The sequence below is a fragment of the Synechococcus sp. HK05 genome, from assembly GCF_019104765.1.
In the GTDB taxonomy this organism is placed as follows: Bacteria; Cyanobacteriota; Cyanobacteriia; order PCC-6307; family Cyanobiaceae; genus Vulcanococcus.
Map to the genome: position 1 here is coordinate 194711 of NZ_JAHRXJ010000002.1, position 16710 is coordinate 211420.

A 16710-nucleotide genomic window follows, 5' to 3' on the forward strand; every position below is an offset into this window, starting at 1 on the left:
TCAAGCGGCCGCGGAGCTTGGTATGGGCGGGACCCTGGCGCCTGAGGCCAGCGCCGATGCCTATCGCCGCCGCATGGAGCGCCGGAAGGAGGTGCAGCAGCAGCGGGTGGGCGAGCGCAACCTGGAGAAGGGGCTGGTGCTTGTGTTCACCGGCGATGGCAAGGGCAAAACCACGGCGGCCCTCGGCCTCGTGCTGCGCACCCTCGGCCATGGCGAGCAGGTGGCGGTGGTGCAGTTCATCAAGGGGGGCTGGCATCCGGGCGAGGCCAAGGCCCTCGCGCTGTTTGGCGAGGCCCTGCATTGGCACGCCCTCGGTGAGGGCTTCACCTGGGAAACCCAAGATCGTGAGCGCGATCGGGAGCTGGTGCAGCAGGCCTGGCAGCGCTCCCTCACCTATCTGGCCGATGGTGAACGCAAGTTGGTGGTGCTCGATGAGGTGAATGTGGCCCTCAAGTTGGGCTACCTCGAGCTCGATCAGGTGCTGGAAGGGCTGGCCCTGCGGCCTGAGCTCACCCACGTGGCCCTCACCGGCCGTGGAGCTCCGGCTGGCCTGCTGGAGCGGGCCGACCTGGTAACGGAGATGAAACTGCTGCGCCACCCCTTCCGCGAGCAGGGGGTGAAAGCCCAGGCCGGCATTGAGTTCTGAGGGCCCCTAGCCCGAGCTGGTTGGGTGCTCCTGCAGCAGCGCCAGGCTGCTCAACAGCACCGACAGGCCGCTCACCAGCAAGGCCCGATGCACCATCGGTTCACGCCAGCCACCGGGTTCGGCCACGAGCTGCTCCACGGCCGAAAGGGTGAGCCGTGCCATCACACCGGAGTTGCGCGGTGGCTGGGGATTGGGCTGTGAAGCGCCTGCCATGGGCGGGAAGCCGTTGCCCTATCGAAGCGCCAGTGGCCTGGCTCGGCAAGGGATCTCACGCTTGCTACTGTTCGGCCAACTGACGTGCAAGCGCGAACGGATGGCTTACCAGCGCGTGTTGCTCAAGCTCAGTGGTGAAGCCCTGATGGGAGAACAGGGCTACGGCATTGATCCGGCCATCGTGAATGCCATCGCCAAAGACGTGGCCGCGGTGGTGGCCGACGGCAGCCAGCTGGCGATCGTGGTAGGCGGCGGCAACATCTTCCGCGGCCTGAAGGGCTCAGCCGCCGGCATGGACCGCGCCACAGCCGACTACGTGGGCATGCTCGCCACGGTGATGAACGCCATCACCCTGCAGGACGGCCTTGAGCGCGCCGGCATTCCCACCCGCGTGCAAAGCGCCATCTCGATGCAGGAGGTGGCTGAGCCTTACATCCGCCGCCGGGCCATTCGCCACATGGAAAAAGGGCGGGTGGTGATTTTTGCCGCCGGCACCGGCAACCCCTTCTTCACCACCGACACCACCGCCGCCCTGCGCGCCGCGGAGATCGGCGCCGATGTGGTGTTCAAAGCCACGAAGGTGGATGGCGTCTACGACAAAGACCCCAACAAGCACGCCGATGCCGTGCGCTACGAGAGCCTCTCGTTCCTCGACGTGCTCAGCGGCGAGCTGGAGGTGATGGACAGCACCGCCATCGCCCTCTGCAAGGACAACGCCATCCCCATCGTGGTGTTTGATCTGTTCGGCGCCGGCAACATCGGCCGGGCGGTGCGTGGTGAGCCGATCGGCACCAGCATCCTTCCTTCGGCCTGAGCCCTCTTTTTCCCGTCAGCACCCATGGATCTCGAAGCCAGCATGCGCAAGTCGGTGGATTCCACCCAGCGCACCTTCAACACCATCCGCACCGGCCGGGCCAATGCGACCCTGCTCGACAAGATCCAGGTGGAGTATTACGGCGCCGATACGCCGCTGAAATCGCTGGCCACGATCAGCACGCCCGATTCCTCAACCATTCAGCTGCAGCCCTTTGATGCCAGCTCGCTGTCGTTGATTGAGAAGGCGATCTCGATGAGCGATCTGGGCCTCACCTGCAACAACGATGGCAAGGTGATCCGCATCAACATTCCGCCCCTCACCGAGGATCGCCGCAAGGACCTCTGCAAGCTCGCCGCCAAATACGCCGAAGAGGGCAAGGTGGCGCTTCGCAACATCCGCCGCGATGCCATCGACAAGGTGAAGAAGCAGGAGAAAGAAGGCGAGTTCTCGGAAGATCAGAGCCGCGACGAACAAGACAAGGTGCAGAAGCTCACCGACAAGTTCATTGCTGAGATCGAGAAGCTGCTGGCTGATAAGGAAGCCGACATCCTCAAGGTGTGAGCGTCGCTCAGCTGGTCGACGCGATCGTGGTCGGTGCCGGCGCCGCCGGTGCTGCCTCGGCCTATCACCTGGCGTCCCGCGGTCATCGGGTGTTGATCCTTGAGGCCCAAGCCATGCCTCGCCGCAAACCCTGTGGCGGCGGCATGGCGGCATCGGTGCAGCGTTGGTTTCCCTTTGATCTCAGCCCAGCTGTGGATCAGGTGATCGAGCAGGTGCGTTTCACCTGGTGCCTTGAGGATCCCGTTACAGCTGTGCTGCCGGGCGATGCACCGTTTTGGATTGTGCAGCGCTCCCGCCTCGATCAATTCATCACGCAACAGGCTGTGGCGGCTGGCGCTGAACTGCTGGATGGTGCACCCGTGGTGGCGATCTCGCGCGACGGCGACCATTGGAGTGTGGATGCCGGAGGCGATCGCTACAGCAGCCGCGCCGTTGTGGTGGCGGATGGCTCCAGCTCTCGCTTTGCAGGCCAGCTCGGCCTCGGCAATCCCCGTCCCCGTTTTGCCAGTGCTGTGGCCGTGGAGGTCGACACCCCGGTGCTCGATCCGAACACGGCCCGCTTTGAATTCGGCCTGGTGAAGCATGGCTTCAGCTGGGCCTTCCCGCGCCAGGGTGGTTACAGCATCGGCGTGGGTAGCTTCATCGGCAACAGCAGCGTGGATGCTGATGCTGTGTTGGCTCAGCTCTTGCCCAGCCTTGGCCTGCCTGCCGATGCCGGCACGCGGCTGGAATCACCGCTGCGGGTGTGGGATGGTCACTACCCCCTGCATGGCGCCGGGGGTGTTGTGGCCGTGGGTGATGCCGCGTCGCTCTGTGATCCCTTCCTGGCCGAGGGATTACGGCCCGCCCTGCTGAGTGGTGTGCGCAGCGCCGAGGCCCTGGATCGTTATCTCGCGGCTGATGATTCCCGCCAGGCTGAGCAGGCGCTGCAGGGGTACAGCCAGGTGATGCGCCAGCAATGGGGAGAGTCGATGGCGTGGGGACGCCGCATTGCCCAGGTGTTTTACCGGGTGCCGAAGGTGGGCTATCAGCTCGGCATCAAGCGCCCTACGGCTCCCCAGCGCATCGCCCAAATCCTCTCCGGCGAGATGGGCTACGGCGATATTGCCCAGCGGGTGATCAAGCGCCTGCTGTTCCAGCGGGGCTAAGAGCGGATCGCTCAGCTGAAGCGAGTGCAGTCTTTGAGCTGCCGCAGGCGCTTATCAATGGAGCCGAGCAGTTCGATGGCAAACATCGGAGATTCCTGAACAGCGAATAGAAACTTCTCGCGGTTCATCACCAGCAGCTTGCAGGGGCTGAGGGCCTTGGCGTTGCCATAACGCCGGTGCTCCGGTGTCACCAGGGCGCCAGCCCCGAAGACATCGCCCGCCTGGATGATTTCCTGGCTGCTCTCGTCATTCCAGCTCAGTTCCACACTGCCTTCGAGCACGCCGAACATGCAGTCGCCGGTTTCACCGGAACTGAAGATCGGCGCACCAGCGGCAACATCCAGCACCTCGCCCTGGCTGGCCAGGGCACGCATGGTGTCGAGAGCGTTCAACGCAGGCACTCAAACAGTGCCCCCAGTGTGGGGTAGGAAGGTTAAGAACCGCTGATGGCCAGCGCTGCTCCCAGGCCGCCGCGCACATCAGAGGGCATCAGGCGACCGTCATGGTCGGTGTCGAGGGCATCGAACACCGCATCGCTGCCCAACCACTCCTCGCGGGTGATGCAGCCGTCGCCGTCGAGATCATTCAGCAGAAAGATCTCCTGGGCGGCGTGCTGGAAGGCGCCGGCGCCCTCGAGTTCGCCCAGGCGATGGGCGAGCTGCGCTTCGAGGGTTTCGATGGCGCGGGTGAAGCCGGTGATCCCCTCCTGCAGTTTTTCGGTGGCCATCGGGTCTTTGTGCATCATCGCTTCAAACCCCTGGCGATCGAGATGCAGTTGCTCTTCGGTGGGCGCTGGATTGAAGGCGTTGAGCTTGCGGATCAGTTCTCCTTCGGTTTGGCGGAGCTGATCGAGCAGCTTCGGCGAGATGGTGAGCAGATCGCAGCCCGCCAGTTCGATGATTTCATCGATGTTGCGGAAGCTGGCACCCATCACCTCGGTTTTGTAGCCGTAGGTTTTGAAGTAGTTGAAGATCTGCGTGACCGACACCACGCCGGGATCTTCCGGGCCGGGATAGCTCTCGCGGCCGGTGCTCTTCTTATACCAATCGAGGATGCGCCCCACGAAGGGAGAGATCAACGTCACGCCCGCTTCAGCGGCGGCCACGGCCTGGGCAAAGCTGAACAGCAGGGTGAGGTTGCAGTGAATGCCTTCTTTCTCCAGCACCTCGGCCGCTTTGATGCCCTCCCAGGTGGAGGCGATCTTGATCAACACGCGATCGCGGCTGATGCCGGCCTGGCGGTAGAGGCCAATCAGCTTGCGGGCTTTGGTGATCGTGGCTTCGGTGTCGAAACTGAGGCGTGCATCCACCTCGGTGGACACGCGCCCGGGCACGATCTTGAGGATCTCGGTGCCGAAGGTCACGCAGATTTCATCGAGGGCCTCGCGCACCACCTCTTCGGCCGGTGCGGCCGTGCCGCACACCTCGCGCGATTGCTGCAGCGATCGATCGATCAGGTTTTGATAGGTGGGGATCTGGGCCGCCGCCAGGATCAACGAGGGATTGGTGGTGGCGTCCCGCGGTGTGAACTGACGGATGGCGTTGATGTCACCGGTGTCGGCGACCACCACGGTCATGGCGGCCAGTTGATCGAGCAGGTTGGCCATGCAGGGCCCCGTGAGATGGGCTCAAGCTAGCGACGCGATCCTGGGAACAACCGCCTCTGTCATCAAGCGGTTACCCGCTTGCCAAGGCTTCAGCCAGCCACTGGCTTGGTGGGTGGGATCTTCTCAATCACCAGCAGCGATTCGATGATCTGCCGCGCCACGGGCACGGCCACCGTGGATCCGTAGGCATTGGCTCCCTTGGGCTCATCCACCACCACCAGCACCACATAGCGCGGGTCGTTGATCGGCAGGTGGGCCACAAAGCTGGTGATCCGCGCCCCGGCGATGTACACCCCGTTTTCGGCTTTCTGCGCTGTGCCGGTTTTGCCGCCGATGCGGTGCCCGGGGATGTAAGTGCCCTTGCCGCTCCCCTTCTCCACCACCGTTTCCATCCAGTTCAACACCGTTTGGGCAATTTCCGGACGGATCAGCTGGAGGCCATTGGCCGCGGGAGCCGGTGCCAGATCGTCGCCCGAGCGCAGGCCGCGGGTGATGTGGGGGCTCACCAGCTTGCCGCCGTTGGAGAGCATGGCGTGCAGTTGGATCAGCTTCAGCGGCGTGAGGTTGAAGCCCTGGCCGAAGGCGGCCGTAGCCGGTTCGATCGGTTGGGTTCGGAAGGTGTCCAGGCTCTTGAGCTGGCCGGCCACGGCGCCAGGCAGGTCGGTATCGGGCTTGGTGTCGATCCCAAGGGCATGCAGCCAGTTCCAGAACTTGGCGGGCTTCACCCGCTGCATCGCCTTCACCATCGCCACGTTGCTCGACACCTGCAGCACCGTGGGGAAATCGATCACCCCGTTGCCCTTGCGGTCGTGGTTGAAGATCGGCCAGCCACCAATGGTGAGCTGACCGTTGTCGTTCACCTTGCCCGCTGGATCGATGGCGTTTTCCTGCAGGGCGATGGCGAGGTTGATCGGCTTGAACGTCGACCCGGGCTCGTAGAGATCCTGCACGGACCACTCCCGGAACAGCCCTGGCTTGTACTTCCAGAACTGGTTCGGGTCGTAGGTGGGGGTGGAGGCCAGCGCCAGCAGTTCGCCGTTGCGCACATCCATCACCAAGGCCACGCCGCGCTTGGCCTTCCACTGCTTCACCTGCTTGGTGAGCGCCATCTGCGCCACCTGTTGCAGGCGCGCATCGAGGGTGAGCTGCAGGCGTAGATCGTCGCCATAGAGCACACCAGCCTTGAGCCCATCCGGCAACGGCGTGCCATCGGCTCCGCGCCGAAGCTGACGGGTGGCCTCATGGCGCCGCAGGTCGCTGTTGCGGCTTTGCTCCAGGCCGGCCTGGGGAACCCGCTCCAGGTTAAGGAAGCCCACCACGTTGGCGAACAGGTTGCCCTGCGGGTACACCCGCTGGGGGTAGGGCTCGAGATCGATGCCGCTGATGCCGAGTTCACGCACCCGTTGGGCGGTTTCTGGATCCAGATCGGTGCTGAGCTTCACGCCCGATTTGCGGCCCTCCATGGCGCGCACCAGATCGGCCATGGGCAGGGCGAGCACGCTCGAGAGCTTGCGAGCGACATCCAGGGGACTGCGCAGCTTGCCGATGTCGTCGCCGGGGAAGGCGAAATAGCGGGGGTGTGCCCAGAGGGTGAAGCGCTCCTCATCGAGGGCCACAAGGCTGCCCTGGCGATCCACGATCGTGCGGCGACGGCCCAGGGGGGTGATGGTTTGGGTTTGAACCGCCCGGGCGCGATCCAGCAGCTCGGGCCCCTGCACCACCTGCACCCAGGCCAGCCGCAGCGCCAGGCCACTCAGGCCTGCGGCCATCAGCAGATACACCGCCCAGAGCCTGCCCGAGGGCACGGGGTTCAGCGTTAACACGCGCCGCTGGCGCCCATCGCTCCTGCTGCTGCGGGGGGCCGGCCGCCGGCTCTCGAGGCGGTGAACCGCCATCAGTACCCCGGCAGGATGACGCGAGGATTCACCTGGGCCAGCAGCGTGCGCAGGCGGGGCTGGGGATTGGCCGCCGGCGGTTCGAGGTACACGAGTTTCTGGCTGGAGGTGGGTTCGAGCAGGGCCGGTTTGCGGGTCATGCCCAGGTGATGCTGCTCCAGCACGGCGGCCGATTCCTGCAGGCGGTGCTCAAGTCGCTGCGCGGCCTCCAGCTTCTGGAAGTTCTGGGTCCACTGCCCTTGCCAGTGCAGCGTGAGGCCGCTCAGGCCCAGCACCGCTACACCCAGGCCGATCAGGCTGCCATCGGCGATGCGATGCAGGTTGCCGAGCAGGGGGGATTGGCGATCAGCCTTCCGCGACGACAGCGACCCTTGGATCAGTTCCAGGGGCCGCGCGGTGGATCGCCGTTGACCCTCCTGGGTCTGTTGAAGCGGGGCGGCGACCACAGGTGCGCGGCAGAACTGCGCAAGTGAACCATGGGCCAGGCCCTCCAGCAAGGGGGCGATCACGCACTGAGACTCACCGCCCTGCCGGCTACCAGCCCAGCACCACCAGGTTGGCGAAGGTGAGGCCGTTCCAGAGGGCATGCATCAGCACACAACTGCCCAGCCGCCCGCTGCTCCAGCGCACCCAGCCGAGCCCGATGCCGAGCACCAGCAGCGGCAGCAGTTCCCCAAGGCTGAGGTGGGCCACGGCAAACACCGCGCCACTCAGCAGGATGCCGCCCGTGGCCCCCAGCTTGCGCCCCGCCACTGGCAGCAGGGCACCGCGGAAGATCGTTTCTTCAAACAAGGGCGCCAGCACCACGGCCGTGAAACCGAAGCAGGCCAGGGCCGGCACGTTGTGGCTGTTGAGCACCAGCTCCAGCAGCGGATTGCTGCCACCCGGATCACCCCACAGTTGCCCCTGCAGCCAGCCCACCAGGCTCACCAGCGGCAGCACCATCAACAACCCCTGCAGTGCCTGGCGAACGCTCAAGCCCAGCGGGGTCCAGCGGAACTGCAGCCAGCCCGCTTCTCCTTTGCCCCGCAGCATCAGCGCCAGGATCAGCAGGGGCCCCGCCATCAGGGCCAGATAGAGGCTCACCACGCTGATGCCCTCCCGCAGGGGGCTGGCCACCGCCAGCCGTTGCAGCAGGCCGGCGATCACGGGGCCCACCAGCAGGGGGGTGAGCAGCTCGCCCACCACCACGAAGCCGCCGGCGATCAGCAGCACAGCATCGAGGCCACTGAGCGCAGGGCCTTGCAGGGGCAGGGCGTCGGCAGCCCGGCCGCGCCAGCGCTGCCAGAGCTCCCGCAGCAGCGTTCCACTGCCCACCACCAACAACGCCACCGGCAGCACGCTCACGGCGATCAGCTGCAGAGCGGCTTGGCGGCTTGCCCGTGCAGCGCCGCAAGCGGCGTCCGGCGAGAGGGCTTCGCAGCTCCAGATGCGCAGCACGCCGCCTTCGGGCAGCGCGGCGATCAAGGCGCTGTTGGGCGCGCGTGATGCGGTGGCCTGAGGCTCCAGGAGCGCCTGGGCGAGGTTGGCCTGGGGTCCGCTGCCGCTGGCCACTTCCGCCAGCAGGGCATCGGATGCCACAGGAGAGGCCTCTGAAGAGGTCTGGCCCTGGTGCTGCCGCCGCAACAGCAGGGCCTGTTCCAACAGCAGATCGGGATCGGGCGTGCGGCCCGCTTCCCTCTCCTCCTGGAGCTCATCGGCGATGGCCTTGCGCAGGGTTTCGATGGGGTTGCGCCCGGCCAGCACGTTGCGCAGGGGACCGCTCAGCTCGGGTTCAGCCAACACAGCCAGTTCCAGCTGGCGGCGGTTGAGATCGTTGCCCACGGACGGGCGGCTGAGGCTGTCGATCAGGCCGTTGAGCCAGAGCAGCAGGCTGAGGGCCAGGCTCACCAGGGCCAAAGCCACCTTCCAACTCGGCGCCGCCCCATCCGCTCGGCCGCTGGGCCTGTTGGCTCCTGTCACCCTGCGCCTGCTCCCTGGTGCTGATCAGCGCAGCATCTCATCGTTTGGCGTTGGGCTGAAAGCCCACCAAATACGATGCCTTTTGCTCAATCCTGCGCCTGTGTCTCTCCGGATCCTGCTGGTTCGCCATGGGTTGAGCAGCTTCAACCTCGAGCACCGCATTCAGGGCCGCGACGATCTGTCGAGCCTCACCGAGGAGGGCGTAAAGCAGGCCCTGGCTACTGGTGAAGCCCTGCGGGATGTAGCGATCACGGCGGCCTACAGCTCCCCCCTGCGCCGGGCCCATGACACCGCCACAACGCTGCTCGCCGCCCACGGTGGTGGCCTGGAGCCCCAGCTCGACGACGACCTGCTGGAGGTGGATCTCGCTCCCTGGAGCGGCCTGCTCAGCACGGATGTGCAGGAGCGCTTCCCGGAGGCCTACCGCACCTGGAAGCAGCACCCCGAGCAGCTCCAACTGCAGCGCGCCGACGGCAGCAGCTACGCCCCGATTCCCGAGCTGATGGAGCAGGCGCGGCGCTTCGTGGATCGCTTGCTTGCCCAGCACAGCCCTGCCAGCTCTGCATCCCAGACCGTGCTGGTGGTGGGTCACAACGCGATCCTGCGCTGCCTGTTGCTCAGCCTGCTGGGCCTTGATGCGTCGGGGTTCCGCCGTCTGCGCGTCGATAACGCTTCCCTGTCTGTGCTCAACCTCAGCGCCGAGGCCGATGGCGCCGTGGCGGTGCAGATCGAGTCGCTCAACGGCACCACCCATCTCCACGGCGAGGTGTGCGGCGGACGCCTGCCCGCCAAGGGGGCCGGCCCGCGCCTGCTGCTGGTGCGCCATGGCGAAACCGACTGGAACCGCCAGGGCCGCTTCCAGGGGCAGATCGATATCCCCCTCAACGAGAACGGCCGCGCCCAGGCCGCTGCCGCCGGTGATTTCCTACGCAAGGTGGCGTTCCAGCGGGCCTACACCAGCTCGATGTCGCGCCCGCGCCAAACGGCCGAGGGCATCCTCAGCCACCACCCCGGCGTTCCGCTCACCAGCGTGCGCGATCTGGTGGAGATCGGCCACGGCGAGTGGGAAGGCTGCCTGGAATCGGAGATTTCCGAGGGTTGGGGGGAGCTGCTCGCCGCTTGGAAGAGCGCCCCGGAAACGGTGCAGATGCCCGCTGGTGAAACCATCCACGACGTGTGGGATCGCTCCCTGCGGGGCTGGAACACCATCGCCGCCAGCCTGCACAGCGATGAAACCGCCCTGGTGGTGGCCCATGACGCCGTGAACAAAACCATCCTCTGCGCCCTGCTGGGCCTCGGCCCTGCCGACATCTGGGCGGTGAAACAAGGCAACGGTGGCGTCACCGTGATCGATTACCCCCACGGGCCCGATCAGCCTCCGGTGGTGGTGTGTCTGAACCAAACGGCCCATCTTGGGGGTGTTCTGGATCGCACCGCCGCCGGCGCTCTATGACCTCCAACCCCGAGCAGCCGTTGCTGCTGCATCAGGTTCAGCTGCTCGAAGCGGAGGGCTCCGAACTGCGCCGTTGTGATGTGCTCATCCAGGCGGGGAGGCTTCGGGCCATCGGTGCGGAGGCGGCCCAGCAGGCAGAGGCCTGTGGGGCCAGTTTGCTGGAGGCAAAGGAGTGGTTGCTGGCACCGCCGCTGGTGGATCCCCATTCCGAGCTGGAGGATCCAGCCACCGGATCCGCCGAAACCCTGGCCTCCCTGGAGCGTTCCGCTTTGGCGGCCGGTTACGGCACCGTGGCGCTGCTGCCCCGGGCCACGAGCTGGCGTGACCGCCCGGAGCGCTTGCAGGGCCTCGTGCCCCTCGGCCGGCTTCAGCTGCTGCTGTGGGGCAGCTTCAGCCGTGGCGCCGGGGGTGCAGAGCTGGCCGCCCATGCCGATCAGCTGGCCGCCGGAGCGATTGGCCTGGCCGAAGCCGATCAGCTGCCCCCGTTGGCGTTGCTGGAGCGCGGCTTCACCCTGGCCGAATGCGGCCGTGCGCCGCTGCTGCTGGCCCCACGCGATCCCAGCCTCAGCCAGGGGGGCTTCGTGCGCGAGGGGGTGGAAGCCCTGCGCGCCGGCTGGCCCACCGATCCCTGCATCAGCGAAACCCTGCCGCTGCAGAGCCTGCTGGCCATGGCCCAGCGCCATCCCGCGCGGCGGCTGCAGCTGATGAATCTCTCCACCGCCGAGGGTGTGGCCCTGCTGCGGGCGCTCCCCGTCGAGCAGCGCCCGGAAGCCACGGTGTGCTGGTGGCACCTGCTGGCCGATAGCGGCAGCCTCGATCCGATTGCGGAGGGCTGGCGCGTGGTGCCGCCCCTGGGCACACCCAACGATCGCCAGGCGCTGCAGCAGGCCCTGGCCGATGGCGTGATCACGGCGGTGGCGGTGCATCACCAGGCGCTCGATGCGGAGGAGCAGTTGCTGCCGCTGGATCAGCGCAAGCCTGGGGTGGCGGGCCATCGCTGCGTGCTGCCTGGCCTCTGGCAGGAGTTGGTGGTGCGGCGCGGCTGGACTGCGGCCCAGCTCTGGCGTGTGCTGTGCTTCGCTCCCGCCCGTTTACTGGGGCTCGAGCCCCCCTGCCTCAGCCTCGGTAGCGATCAGTGGGTGCTGTTTGATCCCCACCGCCCGTGGATCCCCGCGGACGACCACTGGGGCCCCTTAGCGGCCAATCAACCCGGCGCGGCTGGCAGCCTCACCGGTCAGGTGTTGGCCTCTGGGCTTATCCCTGAGCTCCAGCGCTGGAAGGCTTCTGCGGCTTAAGCGGGTCGCGGCTGTTTAAATCGCCGGCGGTGCCGAGCGGCCAGAAGCGCCAGAAGGCGCGGCCGATGATCTCCGTTTCCGGCAGGAAGGCTCCGCCGGGCCAGTAGCGGCCATCCCAGCTGTTGGCGCGGTTGTCGCCCAGCACCAGCACGTGGCCCGGCGGCACCGTGGCATTGAGGGTGCGGCATACGCTCATGCCCTGCTCGTCCACCGCGCAGTAGTTGTTCACATAGGGCTCGTTGAGCCGTTGGCCGTTCACCGTCACTTCCCCGCGCGGGTTGATCACCACGCGGTCGCCGGCTACGGCCACGACGCGCTTGATGTAGGCCTCGCAGGCCGGCTCCTGCAGGCCCGGCACCAGGTTCACCAGCGGCAGATTCACCAGCAGGCAGCGCAGCGGGCCCGCTTGGTGGTTGGCCTTGAGCACCGGGTCGAAATGGTGGGGCGCATGGAACACCACGATCTCGCCGCGCTGGGGAGGGCGGCGGCGGTAGCTGAGCTTCTCCACCAGCAGCCGATCCTGCAGCTGCAGCCCGGGCAACATCGATCCCGACGGGATGTAGCGGGCCTCAATCACCGTCTGGCGAATGCCGAGGGCCACGCCCAGGGTGATCAGCACACCACGCCAGAACACCCAAGGGCTCTCCTGGGGCGTGCTGGTTTGCGGTTCTGCCTGCGATTCGGGCGCGTCTTGATCGGTGCTGGACAAGGGCTCGTGCTGCCGGATGCAGGTGCAAGTGAGGCAGATTAGGGCCGTTGCCTGGCCTTGAGATGGTTCGTCCGCGTTGGTTGTCGGCCCAGAGGGTCACGGCCTCGCGGCTCTGGCGCCACTGGGATCGCGCCGTCGCCCTGTGGGCCGGGGTGAACCTGGTGCTGGTGTTGTTTGACATCACCTACATCCCCCTGCGCACCTTCTGGCTGCAGCGCAACCTCACGCCCCTGCCCCAGGTGCCCCTGGTGGTGCCGTTGCGCGTGCTGCCCGATCTCACCCCCCTCTACGACCCGGTGAAGGGGATCGAGCCCCATCGCGAAACCCAGGCCTATCTCGAGGCCTTTGAGCGCCTGGATCAGGCCCTGCTGGCAGGTGCCACTCCGGCCCAAACCGCCGCTCAGCGTCAGCGCCTGGTGGGGCTCACCGAGGCGATGATCAATGAGAACCCGTTTGCGGCCTCGGGCAACAGCGGCACCCTCGAGAAAATCAAAATCCGTTTGCGGCAGCGTGCCGCCGATGAAAGCGCCAAACAGGCCGCGGCTCAGCTGCTGGGCGATGCCTGGCTGAGCCAGCGCCGTTGGAGCGAGGAGCGCCGCTTCTGGCAGCAGCAGGTGCTGCCGCTGGTGGCAACCAGCTACTGGCGCTCCATCGATGAGAACGGCCGCCCCACCGATCATTTCTGGCGGCTGGATCTGCTGCTCTTCCAGAGCGTGTTTGGCCTCGACATCCTGCTGCGCATGCTGCGGATGCGGCGCCGCTTCCCCGGATTGAGTTGGCGGGATGCGCTGCTGCGGCGCTGGATTGATTTACCGCTGCTGCTGCCCTTCTGGCGTTGGATGCGGGTGGTGCCCGTGGTGGAGCGCCTCAGCCAGGCGCAGCTGATCAATGTGGAGCCTCTGCGGGCTGCCGTGAGCCGGGCCGTGGTGTCGCTGCTGGCGCTGGAGCTGTTTGAGGTGCTGGCGTTGCAGCTGGTGGATGGCACTCAGTCGCTGGTGCGTTCCTCCCAGTGGCCCCGCTGGATTCGCAGCCTGCGCAGCCACCAAAGCGTGAGCGGCGCCGACGAGCAGCAGCTGGTGGATCTGGTGCGCCTGTGGGGGCCGATGGTGCTGGGGCAGGTCACGCCCCGGCTGGCGCCCGAGTTGCAGTCGCTGTTGGGCCACACCCTCCAGCAACAGCTGCGGGATGTGCCTGGAGGAGCCATCGTGCCCGCCGGCGTGAGCCGCCAGTTGGCCGCTGGGGTGGTGGAGAGCCTGCTGGATCTCTCCCGTGGCACGGCCCAGCGCCTGGCCCGCAGCGATGATCGCCAGAGCGCCCTGCTCCAGCAGGCGATTGATCGCTTTTGGGAGGAGTTGGCCGCCGCCCTGGAGCAGGCCGGCACGCTGGAACGCAGCCAGGAGCTGCTCTGCGGGCTGCTGCAGCAGCTCAAGCTCAACTACGTGGCCCAGGTGAATCGCGCGGGCATCGACGCCCTCATGGATGAGCTCGATGAGCTCACCTCAGAGCCGACTCCCACTCCTCCGGTTTGAATCCCACCAGGGCGGTGCCGCCGGCGGTGATGGCGAAGGGGCGTTTGATCAACTTGCCATCGGCCGCTAAGGCCGCCAGGGCAGCTTGGTCATCCATGGCGGCCACGGTGGCGCTGCCAAGGGCGCGATAGCTCTGGCCGCTGGTGTTGAACAGGCGTTTGCGCCCCAGTTGCTCAAAGGCTGTGGAGAGCTCCTCGAGACCGGGGGGCTGCTCAGTGATGTTCACCACGTCGAGGTTGCCTTCTGCCACAGAAAAGCCCTGCTGGGCGAGCCATTGCAGGGCATTACGGCAGGTGCCGCATTGGGGGTAGCTGTAGATCCGGAGCCGCTGGCTCACTTGCCGATCAGGCTCTTGAGAGCGCCCACGAGGCTGTTGGAGCCTGCGCCTGTACCGGCCTGGGGACGGGTGCGAACGGTCACATCCCCATTCACGCTGGTGCGGCAGCTGAGGCGGTAGTTGGCGGGGCGATCGGCCAGATACACCTGCTCCACGTCGCTGCGGGGGGAGAGGTTCTGCATGCCTTCCACCACTTCCACCACGCAGGTGCCGCACTGGCCCACGCCACCGCAGTTGTTGAGGTTGTTCAGGCCCTTGTAAGGGTTGATGCCGGCATCGATGGCGGCCTTACGCAGGTTCGCTCCCTCGATGCATCCGACCTGCTGGCCTTCCTGTTCGAAACGGATGGTGGGCACGGTCGGACGGGGATCTTCGGCGCCGACAAACTTACCTGGCCGCAGCCGCGTTCTGCGCCAGATGTTGAGGGCTGACACCAAATGCCGCGTTGGCCTGCCTGCCTAGCATTGGGGTCTTGGCTAGACCGCAGTGCAGACCTCCGGCTACGAACGGCTTCAGAGCCAGGTGATCCCCGGTTACGGCAGCCTGGCGCGGCTGTCGGTGGCCCTGTTGGCGGCCTCCCCCGTGGCGGCTGAGTCGGGTGCGGATGTGCTGGTGGCTGGTTGCGGAACGGGATCGGAGCTGCTGGAGGCGGTGGCCCAGCGGCCCGATTGGAGCCTTACCGCCCTGGATCCCAGCGCCGACATGTTGGAGGAAGCGCGCCAACGGTTGGGCGATCAGCCGGGCCTTCAGTGGCAGCAGTCCACCGTGGAGGCGCTAGTGGATACCCCCGGGATGGCGGGGCGCTTTGCCGGAGCCCTGTCGGTGCTGGTGTTGCAGTCACTCCCGGATGACGGCAGCAAACTCGCCTTCCTCACGGCCCTGGCCCGCTGCCTCAAGCCCGGTGCCCAGTTGGTGCTGGTGGATCTGATGCAAACCAGCCTTCCCTCGCTGGAAGGGCAGTTGGATCAGGCCTGGCGTGGCTTTCAGCGGGCCAGCGGCCTGGAGGATGCGCTGCAGGAAGGGCTGCATCCGATTGGCCTTGCCCGGCTCACCAGCTTGGTGAACGCGGCGGGCTTTGGTGATCCCGCCCGCATCTTCCAAGCCTTGGGCTTTGAAGGCTTCCTGCTGCAGCGCCTCAGCTAACCCGCGCTGCAGCGATGCACCGTTCCAGCAGGGCGGGCACCGCATCCGCATCGAGCCAGCCCGTGATCTCGATCACGCGGCCCTCCAGGTTTTTGTAGGTGCGAAAGAATTCCGCAACCTCCTCCAGCTGGTTGGCCGCGATCTGGCGAATGCTGCAGATGTCGCGCTGACGCGGGTCGGCAGCCGGAACACAAAGCAGCTTGCCGTCGTGGGCGCCGCAGTCGACCATGTCGAGAATGCCGATCGGCCGGGCGGTGATCAGGCAGCCCGCAAAGGTGGGTTCATCCATGATCACCATCGCGTCGAGCGGAGCCCCGTCCTCGGCAAGGGTGTTGGGCACGAAGCCGTAATCAAACGGATAGCGCACCGATGAGTGCAACACCCGATCCAGCACCATCAGGCCGGCTTCGGCGTTGAACTCGTATTTATTGCGGCTGCCGGCGGGGATCTCCACCATCAGGTTCACCAGCCCGGGCGCCGGAGAGGCCTGCAGACTGCGCAAATCCATGGGCAGTGGCGGGTGAGGGGGATGGGGGGCCCGGGCGGCGATCGCTGATCACAGTTGCCAGGGGCACCACAACAGTAAAGAGGGCGACCACAAGGCCGAACAGGGGAGCAGCCGTGTGGAACAGGCTGCCGGAACCATAAGGCGGACTGAAGGGTTCGTCGCTCGACTCAGACGGTTGGTCGGAGGCTCGGGGAGGGGGTTCTGAAGCCATGCAGGCGGCTGGGCATGGCCGGCAGCCCGAGGGGGCCGCGAGCCGAAAACCCAGCGGTTCGATTGCTAAGTCTTCTCAGCTTGACATTTCCACCCCAGCTGGCAAGGGCGGAAAGCCGTTCAGGCGGCTGGACGGGCTTGATCATGTTGATCGCGGCGGCTTTCCAGCGAGGTGGGGCGTCCCTCCGCTTCACTCAGCAGGCTGCGGATCGTGCGCAGTTCTTCAAGGATCGAGCCCAGCAGTTGTTGCGTTGCTGTGGAGGGTGAATTGAGCACCTCAACGGTGACTTCCTTGATCCGCAGCACGTCGCGGGCAAAGCGGGCCACCTCGTTGGGGTGAAACAGCAGCGCTTCTTTCTGGTCGCTGCGGTATTCGGGATTGAGCTTGCGGGGATTGAAGGGTGGGTTGAGATTGCGCGGGTCGGTGTTGGTGTAGCGATACACCGAGGCGCGGGAACGATTCAGGCAGCGCTGAACTTCATCGATGCCGATCAGATTCTCGTTCACCTCGCCAGCCGGAACGCCGGGCTCGGCGGTGGTGTTGAACTGTGCGCCTCCGCCCATTGCCGTTGAGACCGAATGGGCTTGCATGAGACGTGGATGCGACAGGTTGGACTTGCTGCGGAAGTTAGCAGAGTTTTCGCTGCTGAACTGGAAATCTTTCTGCTTTCGCCCGGG

Annotated in this window: 19 protein-coding genes; 8 read left to right on the forward strand and 11 right to left on the reverse strand. The window is 66.2% G+C overall.

What is annotated here, in order from left to right:
* The first annotated feature begins 22 nt into the window (after positions 1 to 22).
* A complete protein-coding gene (gene cobO / locus KUL97_RS02190) occupies positions 23 to 646 on the forward strand; it encodes a cob(I)yrinic acid a,c-diamide adenosyltransferase (RefSeq protein WP_217795499.1) in 624 nt (207 codons plus the stop codon).
* Between the two features lie 6 nt (positions 647 to 652).
* Here cobO and KUL97_RS02195 read toward each other — a convergent pair whose 3' ends face one another.
* A complete protein-coding gene (locus KUL97_RS02195; RefSeq protein WP_217795336.1) occupies positions 653 to 859 on the reverse strand; it encodes a hypothetical protein in 207 nt (68 codons plus the stop codon).
* A gap of 100 nt (positions 860 to 959) precedes the next feature.
* Here KUL97_RS02195 and pyrH point away from each other — a divergent pair, with 100 nt between their 5' ends.
* The 3 genes from pyrH to KUL97_RS02210 are packed head-to-tail and all read left to right on the forward strand — an operon-like array spanning position 960 to position 3385.
* Complete coding sequence (gene pyrH / locus KUL97_RS02200; RefSeq protein WP_217795337.1) at positions 960 to 1673, forward strand: UMP kinase; 714 nt, start codon at positions 960 to 962, stop codon at positions 1671 to 1673.
* A gap of 24 nt (positions 1674 to 1697) precedes the next feature.
* Entirely contained in the window at positions 1698 to 2237 is a 540-nt protein-coding gene (frr, locus tag KUL97_RS02205; RefSeq protein ID WP_217795338.1) for a ribosome recycling factor, read from the forward strand.
* On the forward strand, positions 2234 to 3385 hold the full coding sequence (locus KUL97_RS02210; RefSeq protein WP_217795339.1) for a geranylgeranyl reductase family protein: 1152 nt from the start codon (positions 2234 to 2236) through the stop codon (positions 3383 to 3385). Before frr ends, KUL97_RS02210 begins: the two co-directional genes overlap by 4 nt.
* 11 nt (positions 3386 to 3396) lie before the next feature.
* Here KUL97_RS02210 and KUL97_RS02215 read toward each other — a convergent pair whose 3' ends face one another.
* The 5 genes from KUL97_RS02215 to KUL97_RS02235 all read right to left on the reverse strand — a co-directional run bounded on the left by KUL97_RS02215 (position 3397) and on the right by KUL97_RS02235 (position 8848).
* Positions 3397 to 3777: a Crp/Fnr family transcriptional regulator gene (locus tag KUL97_RS02215; RefSeq protein ID WP_217795340.1), complete on the reverse strand. Its 381-nt coding sequence runs from the start codon at positions 3775 to 3777 to the stop codon at positions 3397 to 3399.
* Between the two features lie 41 nt (positions 3778 to 3818).
* Complete coding sequence (locus tag KUL97_RS02220; protein WP_217795341.1) at positions 3819 to 4991, reverse strand: transaldolase; 1173 nt, start codon at positions 4989 to 4991, stop codon at positions 3819 to 3821.
* Positions 4992 to 5080: 89 nt separating this feature from the next.
* A complete protein-coding gene (locus tag KUL97_RS02225) occupies positions 5081 to 6886 on the reverse strand; it encodes a penicillin-binding protein 2 (RefSeq protein WP_217795342.1) in 1806 nt (601 codons plus the stop codon).
* The gene (locus KUL97_RS02230) at positions 6886 to 7395 is read right to left on the reverse strand and encodes a hypothetical protein (RefSeq protein ID WP_368656061.1); all 510 of its coding nucleotides are present in this window, start codon (positions 7393 to 7395) and stop codon (positions 6886 to 6888) included. Before KUL97_RS02230 ends, KUL97_RS02225 begins: the two co-directional genes overlap by 1 nt.
* Before the next feature lie 25 nt (positions 7396 to 7420).
* Positions 7421 to 8848, reverse strand: coding sequence for a lysostaphin resistance A-like protein (locus KUL97_RS02235; RefSeq protein WP_368656062.1), 1428 nt, complete (start codon positions 8846 to 8848; stop codon positions 7421 to 7423).
* Positions 8849 to 8948: 100 nt separating this feature from the next.
* Between KUL97_RS02235 and KUL97_RS02240 the strand changes: the two genes are divergently transcribed.
* Together KUL97_RS02240 and KUL97_RS02245 are read left to right on the forward strand one after the other, a co-directional pair.
* A complete protein-coding gene (locus KUL97_RS02240) occupies positions 8949 to 10301 on the forward strand; it encodes a histidine phosphatase family protein (protein ID WP_217795343.1) in 1353 nt (450 codons plus the stop codon).
* Complete coding sequence (locus tag KUL97_RS02245) at positions 10298 to 11596, forward strand: dihydroorotase (protein ID WP_217795344.1); 1299 nt, start codon at positions 10298 to 10300, stop codon at positions 11594 to 11596. Before KUL97_RS02240 ends, KUL97_RS02245 begins: the two co-directional genes overlap by 4 nt.
* On the opposite strand, the gene lepB is transcribed toward KUL97_RS02245, so the two are convergent.
* Positions 11556 to 12305: a signal peptidase I gene (gene lepB, locus KUL97_RS02250; RefSeq protein ID WP_217795345.1), complete on the reverse strand. Its 750-nt coding sequence runs from the start codon at positions 12303 to 12305 to the stop codon at positions 11556 to 11558. The two genes, KUL97_RS02245 and lepB, sit on opposite strands and share 41 nt — an antisense overlap.
* A gap of 62 nt (positions 12306 to 12367) precedes the next feature.
* Here lepB and KUL97_RS02255 point away from each other — a divergent pair, with 62 nt between their 5' ends.
* The gene (locus tag KUL97_RS02255; RefSeq protein WP_217795346.1) at positions 12368 to 13834 is read left to right on the forward strand and encodes a hypothetical protein; all 1467 of its coding nucleotides are present in this window, start codon (positions 12368 to 12370) and stop codon (positions 13832 to 13834) included.
* Here KUL97_RS02255 and KUL97_RS02260 read toward each other — a convergent pair.
* On the reverse strand, positions 13800 to 14171 hold the full coding sequence (locus KUL97_RS02260) for a Spx/MgsR family RNA polymerase-binding regulatory protein (RefSeq protein WP_217795347.1): 372 nt from the start codon (positions 14169 to 14171) through the stop codon (positions 13800 to 13802). The genes KUL97_RS02255 and KUL97_RS02260 overlap by 35 nt on opposite strands.
* Entirely contained in the window at positions 14168 to 14527 is a 360-nt protein-coding gene (locus tag KUL97_RS02265) for a 2Fe-2S iron-sulfur cluster-binding protein (RefSeq protein WP_010307298.1), read from the reverse strand. Before KUL97_RS02265 ends, KUL97_RS02260 begins: the two co-directional genes overlap by 4 nt.
* Positions 14528 to 14657: 130 nt before the next feature.
* Here KUL97_RS02265 and KUL97_RS02270 point away from each other — a divergent pair, with 130 nt between their 5' ends.
* Positions 14658 to 15314, forward strand: a complete 657-nt coding sequence (locus KUL97_RS02270; protein ID WP_217795348.1) for a class I SAM-dependent methyltransferase — start codon at positions 14658 to 14660, stop codon at positions 15312 to 15314.
* Here KUL97_RS02270 and KUL97_RS02275 read toward each other — a convergent pair.
* Together KUL97_RS02275 and KUL97_RS02280 are read right to left on the reverse strand one after the other, a co-directional pair.
* A complete protein-coding gene (locus KUL97_RS02275) occupies positions 15307 to 15822 on the reverse strand; it encodes an inorganic diphosphatase (protein WP_217795349.1) in 516 nt (171 codons plus the stop codon). The genes KUL97_RS02270 and KUL97_RS02275 overlap by 8 nt on opposite strands.
* Before the next feature lie 330 nt (positions 15823 to 16152).
* Complete coding sequence (locus KUL97_RS02280) at positions 16153 to 16596, reverse strand: hypothetical protein (RefSeq protein ID WP_217795350.1); 444 nt, start codon at positions 16594 to 16596, stop codon at positions 16153 to 16155.
* Positions 16597 to 16710: the final 114 nt, after the last annotated feature.